Source organism: Hydrogenophaga sp., from assembly GCF_026125825.1.
GTDB lineage: Bacteria > Pseudomonadota > Gammaproteobacteria > Burkholderiales > Burkholderiaceae_C > Hydrogenophaga.
The window spans coordinates 1-6,157 of the sequence record NZ_JAHCKK010000147.1; the positions used below are offsets into that span (position 1 = coordinate 1).

3 protein-coding genes are annotated in these 6,157 nt (G+C 73.3%); all 3 read left to right on the forward strand.

Annotated elements, in window-relative coordinates; genetic code table 11:
- A partial coding sequence (locus KIT86_RS23650; RefSeq protein WP_297402965.1) for an acyl carrier protein occupies nt 1-385 on the forward strand: 385 nt, incomplete at its 5' end.
- On the forward strand, nt 382-4,761 hold the full coding sequence (locus KIT86_RS23655) for a beta-ketoacyl synthase N-terminal-like domain-containing protein (protein ID WP_297402967.1): 4,380 nt from the start codon (nt 382-384) through the stop codon (nt 4,759-4,761). The genes KIT86_RS23650 and KIT86_RS23655, both read left to right, overlap by 4 nt.
- The coding region (locus tag KIT86_RS23660; protein WP_297402969.1) for a type I polyketide synthase at nt 4,758-6,157 on the forward strand (1,400 nt) is incomplete at its 3' end. The genes KIT86_RS23655 and KIT86_RS23660, both read left to right, overlap by 4 nt.

Here is a 6,157-nt window from a genome sequence, read left to right on the forward strand (position 1 = left end):
GCGCCGCGCGGCCCTCATCGCCTACCTGGGCGAGCGCACCTTGCAGGTGCTGGGCCTGGAGGCGGCGCAGCCGCTGCAGCCCCGCATCGCGCTCAAGGACATCGGCCTGGATTCCCTGATGGCGGTCGAACTGCGCAACGCCCTGGCCAAAGCCTTCGCCCACCCATTGCCGGCCACGCTGCTGTTCGACTACCCCACGCTGGACGCGCTGGCCACCAGCCTGCTGCGCACCCTGGGCCTGGAGGCCGAGGCGGCACCGGCCAGGCCGATCGCCGCGCCGGCCGCCGCGCCAGCCGCGCTCGACGAACTGGCCGACCTCAGCGACGAAGAAGCCGAAGCCCTCTTGTTGAAGGAACTCGAAAGCGGGTCCTCGGAGCACACATGACAGACACCCCTGCGGGCGCCGAAGCGCTCACCCCCGTCAAGCGCGCGCTGCTGGAGATCCGCGATCTCAAGGCGCAGCTTGCTCGCGCACAGGCGGCGCTGCACGAACCCATCGCCATCGTCGGCATGGGCATGCGCCTGCCCGGCGGCGTGCACGACGCGCAGGGCTTCGCGGAGCTGCTGTGGTCGGGCACCGATGCCATCCAGGGCATCCCGGCGGAGCGCTGGTCGCTGGACGCGCTCTACGCCGAGGACCCGGACGCCCCCGGCAAGATGACCACGCGCTTTGGCGGCTTCATCGACCAGGTGGACCGTTTCGACGCCGAGTTCTTCGGCATCTCGCCGCGCGAGGCCGCCAGCATGGATCCGCAGCAGCGCCTCATGCTGCAGGTGAGCTGGGAGGCGCTGGAAGACGCCGGCCACGCCGGCCCCGAGCTTGCCGGCTCGCGCACCGGCGTCTACCTGGGCGTGAGCAACAACGACTACGGGCGCGCCCTGTTCGCCCACCGCGAACTCATCGACGCCTACTTCAGCACCGGCAACGCCTACAGCGTGGTGGCGGGCCGGCTGTCGTACTTCCTCGGCCTGCAAGGGCCCGCGGTCGTGGTGGACACCGCCTGTTCCTCGTCGCTCGTGGCCCTGCACCAGGCCTGCGCGGCCCTGCGCGCGGGCGAGTGCGACATGGCCTTGAGCGGGGCGGTGAACCTGATCCTCACGCCCGAGATGAACATCAACTTCTCGCGCGCCCGCATGATGGCGCCCGACGGCCGCTGCAAGACCTTCGACGCCGCCGCCGATGGCTACGTGCGCGGCGAAGGCTGCGCCGTGCTGGTGCTGCGCCGCCTCTCGGACGCGCTGGCGCAGGGCGACCGCGTGCTGGCCGTGGTGCGCGGCAGCGCGCTCAACCAGGACGGCCGCAGCGGCGGCCTGACCGTGCCCAACGGGCCGGCGCAGGAGGCGGTGTTGCGCGCAGCGCTGGCATCGGCCCGCGTGCCGGCCCGCGCGATCGGCTACGTCGAAGCCCATGGCACCGGCACGCCCCTGGGCGACCCCATCGAGGTGGGCGCGCTCGGCGCGGTGCTGGGCGAGGGCCGCAGCGCGGCGCAGCCGCTGCCCATCGGCTCGGTCAAGACCAACATCGGCCACCTCGAGGCCGCTGCCGGCATGGCCGGCGTGATCAAGGTGGTGCTGGCGATGCAGCGGCGCGAAATCCCGCCGCACCTGCACTTCCGCACCGGCAGCCCGCACATCGCCTGGGACCGCCTGGCGCTGACCGTGCCCACCCAGGTCACGCCCTGGGCCCCCATCGACGGCCGCCGCCTCGCTGGCGTGAGCTCGTTCGGCTTCAGCGGCACCAACGCCCACGTCATCCTGGAAGAGGCGCCCGAGCGGGCCGCCGCCCCGGCCGGCACGCCGCGACCGCTGCACCTGCTGGCGCTCTCCGCGCGAGATGGCGCCACGCTGCAGGAACTCGTGCGCCGCCACGAGGCGGCGCTGGCCACGGCCGCCGCGCCCCTGGCCGACATCTGCTTCACCGCCAATGCCGGCCGTGCCCACTTCAGCCACCGTGTGGCGGTGCTGGGTTCGGGCATCGACGAGATCCGGCAAGGGCTGGCCCAGGCCGTGGCCAGCCAGGTGCCCGGCGCGCAGCGCCCGCAGGTCGCGTTCCTGTTCACCGGGCAGGGCGCGCAGCACGCCGGCATGGGCCGGGCCCTGTACGACAGCGCGCCGGTGTTCCGCCAGGCGCTCGACGAGTGCGCGGCCCTTCTGGCGCCCCGGCTGCCGCTGGGCCTGCTCGACGTGATCTTTGCCGCGCCCGGCGAGGCCTCGCCGATCAACGACACCCTGTACGCCCAGCCCACCACCTTTGCCATCGAATACGCCCTGGCCGCGCTGTGGCGCTCCTGGGGCATCGAACCGGTGGCCGTGATGGGCCACAGCCTGGGCGAGTACGCCGCCGCCTGCGTGGCCGGCATGCTCTCGCTGGACGACGCCTTGCGCCTGGTGACCGAGCGCGGCCGCCTCACGCACGCGCTGCCGCCCAACGGCGGCATGGCCGCGGTCTTCGCGCCCGAAGCGGTGGTGACGGCCGAGCTGGCGCGCGCCGGTGGCGGCCTGACCATCGCCGCCTACAACGGCCCCGAGCACTTTGTCGTCAGCGGCCTGCGCACCGAGGTGGACGCCCTGCTGGCGCACCTGGAGCGCGCCGGTGTGCGCGCCAAGGCGCTGCGCGTGCCGCACGCCGCGCACTCGCGCTGGATCGAGCCGGTGCTGCCCGAGTTCGGCCGCGCGCTCGAAGGCGTGCGCTTCTCGGCGCCGCAGATCGCGCTGGTGTCCAACCTCACCGGGCAGTTCGCGGGGGTGGAGGAGATCGGCCGCCCGGGCTACTGGCTGGACCACATGCGCCAGCCGGTGCGCTTCGAGCAGTCCCTGCAGGTGCTGCTGGCCCAGGGCATCACGCACTTCATCGAGATCGGCCCGCACCCCGTGCTGCTGGGCATGGGGGCCGAATGCGCTTCCGCCAGCCCGGCCGAGTGGCTGCCCTCGCTGCACCGCGAGCGCGCCGACTGGACCGATCTGCTCGAAGGCCTGCAGCGCCTGTACCTGGCAGGGGCCGATGTGAACTGGGCCGCGCTGGACGCCGGGCAGCCCCGCCAGCGCGTGGCCCTGCCCACGTACCCCTTCCGCGAGCGCCGCCACTGGATGGACGTGGTGGGCCAGCCCGCCACCGCGGCCGATGGCGCGGCCCGCCGCTGGGACGCGCTCACGCGCGCGCTGCAGCGCCAGGCCGAGCGCGGCCCGCTCGACCTCAACGCCGCCTCCTACCCGGCCAAATGGGCCTGCCTGGAGCGCATCACCTCGGCCCACGCCGTGCGCACCCTGCGCGACGGCGGGCTCTTCAAGGCGGCCGGCGAGGGCCACAGCCTGGTCCAGGTGCTGCAGCGCGCGGGCATTGCCCCGACCTACGGCCACCTGGTGCAGCGCTGGCTGGACCGCCTGGTCGCCCAGGGCGATCTGATCCGGGACGGCGAGCGTTTCGTGGCGCGCGCGCCGCTGGCCGAGCCCGACCTGGCCGCGCTCTGGCGCGAGGCCGAAGCGCTGTTTGCCGACAACCAGCCGCTGCTGGCCTATGTGCGCCACTGCGGCGGGCTCGTGAGCCCGGTGCTGCGCGGCGGCGAGAGCCCGCTGGAAACCCTGTTCCCCGGTGGTGGCTTCGAGCTGGCCGAAGGCCTGTACGAGCGCTCGGCCACCATGCGCTACATCAACGCGCTGGCGGCCTCGGGCCTGGAGGCCCTGGGCGCCTCGGTGGCCCCCGGCCGCCAGTTGCGCGTGCTCGAGATCGGCGCGGGCACGGGCGGCACCACCGCCTCGCTGCTGCCCGCCTTGCCGGCCGACCGCACGGCGTACCGCTTCACCGACGTCTCCGACTTCTTCATGGAGCGCGCGCGCGAGCGCTTCGCGGCATACCCCTTCGTGAGCTACGGCGTGCTCGACATGGACCGCGACCCGCTGGAGCAGGGCGTGGCGGCGCACAGCTTCGACCTCATCGTCTCGGCCAACGCCGTGCACGCCAGCAAGGACCTGCGCCTGACCCTCTCGCGCCTGCACCAGCTGCTGGCCCCGGGCGGCGTGCTGCTGCTGGTCGAGTCCACGGCGCACATGGCCTGGTTCGACATGACCACCGGCCTCATCGAAGGCTGGCAGCATTTCGCCGACGACCTGCGCACCGACAACCCGCTGCTGCCGCCGGCGACCTGGCTGCAGGCGCTGCGCGAGGCGGGCTTCGACGCCACCGGCGCCTGGCCCCAGGCCGGCTCCAGCGCCGAGCTGCTCGGCCAGCACGTCATCGCCGCGCGCGTGCCCGGCGACGCGTCGGCGGGCGCCCCCGTTGCGCAGCCCGACGAGGTTTCGGCGGTGGTGGCTGCGGCCGACACACCGGCGCAGAGCCCGGGCGGCGCCCTGCGCGAGCGGCTGGACAACGCACTGGCGGGCGAACGCCTGGAGCTTTTGCGTGAATTCGTGCGCGATCGGGTCGTGCGTGTGCTGCGCCTGGACGCAAATGACACACCTGGGCGGCATGATCGGCTGATGGACCTGGGTTTTGATTCCTTGATGGCGGTGCAGCTGCGCAACCAGCTGGGCGCCAGCCTGGGCCTGGACAAGCCTTTGCCCGCCACCCTGATGTTCGACTACCCGACGATCGACGCCCTGGCCAGCCACCTGCTGGCCCGTCTGGCGCCGCCCGAGGCGGCGGCGCCGGTGGCGCCGGGCAAGGAATCGGCACCCGCGCCCGAGGTGCTGGGCGAGGCCGCGGTGGCGGCCATGAGCGATGCGGAGATCGAGGCCCTGCTGCTCGACCGCCTGGGAAAAACATGAACGACGAGCGCCCGAATTCCGCCGCTGCGCCACAGGAGCCCGCGGCCCTGTCGCCCCTCAAGCGGGCCTTCCTGGCCCTGGAGGACGCGCAGTCGCGCCTGGCCGCCATGGAGCGTGCCGCGCGCGAGCCGATCGCGGTGATCGGCCTGGGCTGCCGCGTGCCCGGCGGCGGCAACGACGCCGAGAGCTTCTGGCGCCTCATGCGCGACGGCGTGGACGCCATCGGCCCCACGCCCGCCGACCGCTGGGACATGGACGCGCTCTACGACCCCGACCCCGAAGCCCCCGGGCGCATCGCCACGCGCCAGGGCGGCTTTCTCGGCCCGGTCGACCGCTTCGACGCCGGCTTCTTCGGCATCGCCCCGCGCGAAGCACAAGGCATGGACCCTCAGCAGCGCCTGCTGCTGGAGGTGGGCTGGGAAGCCCTGGAGAACGCCGGCCAGGCACCCGACCAACTCGAAGGCTCGCGCACCGGCGTCTATGTGGGCGTGACCGCGAGCGACTACGCCTACATGCAGCTCATGAGCGGCGACCGCTCGCTGCTCGACGCGCACTTCACCTCGGGCATCGCGCACAGCATCTTCTCGGGCCGCCTGTCGTACCTGCTGGGCCTGCAGGGCCCCAGCCTGACGCTGGACACCGCCTGCTCGTCCTCGCTGGTGGCCGTGCACCTGGCCTGCCAGGCCCTGCGCAGCGGCGAATGCCGCATGGCATTGGCCGGCGGCGTCAACCTCATCCTCTCGCCCGATCTCTACATCGCGCTGTCGCACTCGCGCATGCTCGCGCCCGATGGCCGCTGCAAGACCTTCGACGCCTCGGCCGATGGCTTCGCGCGCGGCGAGGGCTGCGGCATGGTGGTGCTCAAGCGCCTGAGCGACGCCCAGGCCGATGGCGACCGCGTGCTCGCCGTGATCCGCGGCAGCGCGGTCAACCAGGACGGCCCCAGCAGCGGGCTGACCGCCCCCAACGGCCCGGCGCAGGAAGCCGTGATCCGCGAAGCGCTGGCCAGCGCCGGCGTGGCGCCGCACCAGGTGGGCCTGGTCGAGGCGCATGGCACCGGCACGCAGCTTGGCGACCCGCTGGAAGTGCAGGCCCTGGGCGCGGTGTTCGGCAAGGACCGCGATCAGCCCCTGTGGCTGGCCTCGGTCAAGACCAACATCGGCCACCTGGAGGCGGCCGCCGGCATCACCGGCCTCATCAAGCTCGTGCTCTCGCTGCAGCACCGCGAGATCCCGGCCCACCTGCATTTCAAGACCCCCAGCCCGCACATCCCGTGGGCCGACCACGCGCTGCGCGTGCCCACCGAGCACACGCCGTGGCAGCCCATCGGCGGGCGCCGCATCGCCGGCGTGAGCTCGTTCGGCTTCAGCGGCACCAACGCGCACGTGGTGCTCGA

Excerpts from the sequence above, each read along its gene's own strand:
- KIT86_RS23655 (WP_297402967.1), top strand. The coding sequence starts at position 382 with ATGACAGACACCCCTGCGGGCGCCGAAGCGCTCACCCCCGTCAAGCGC.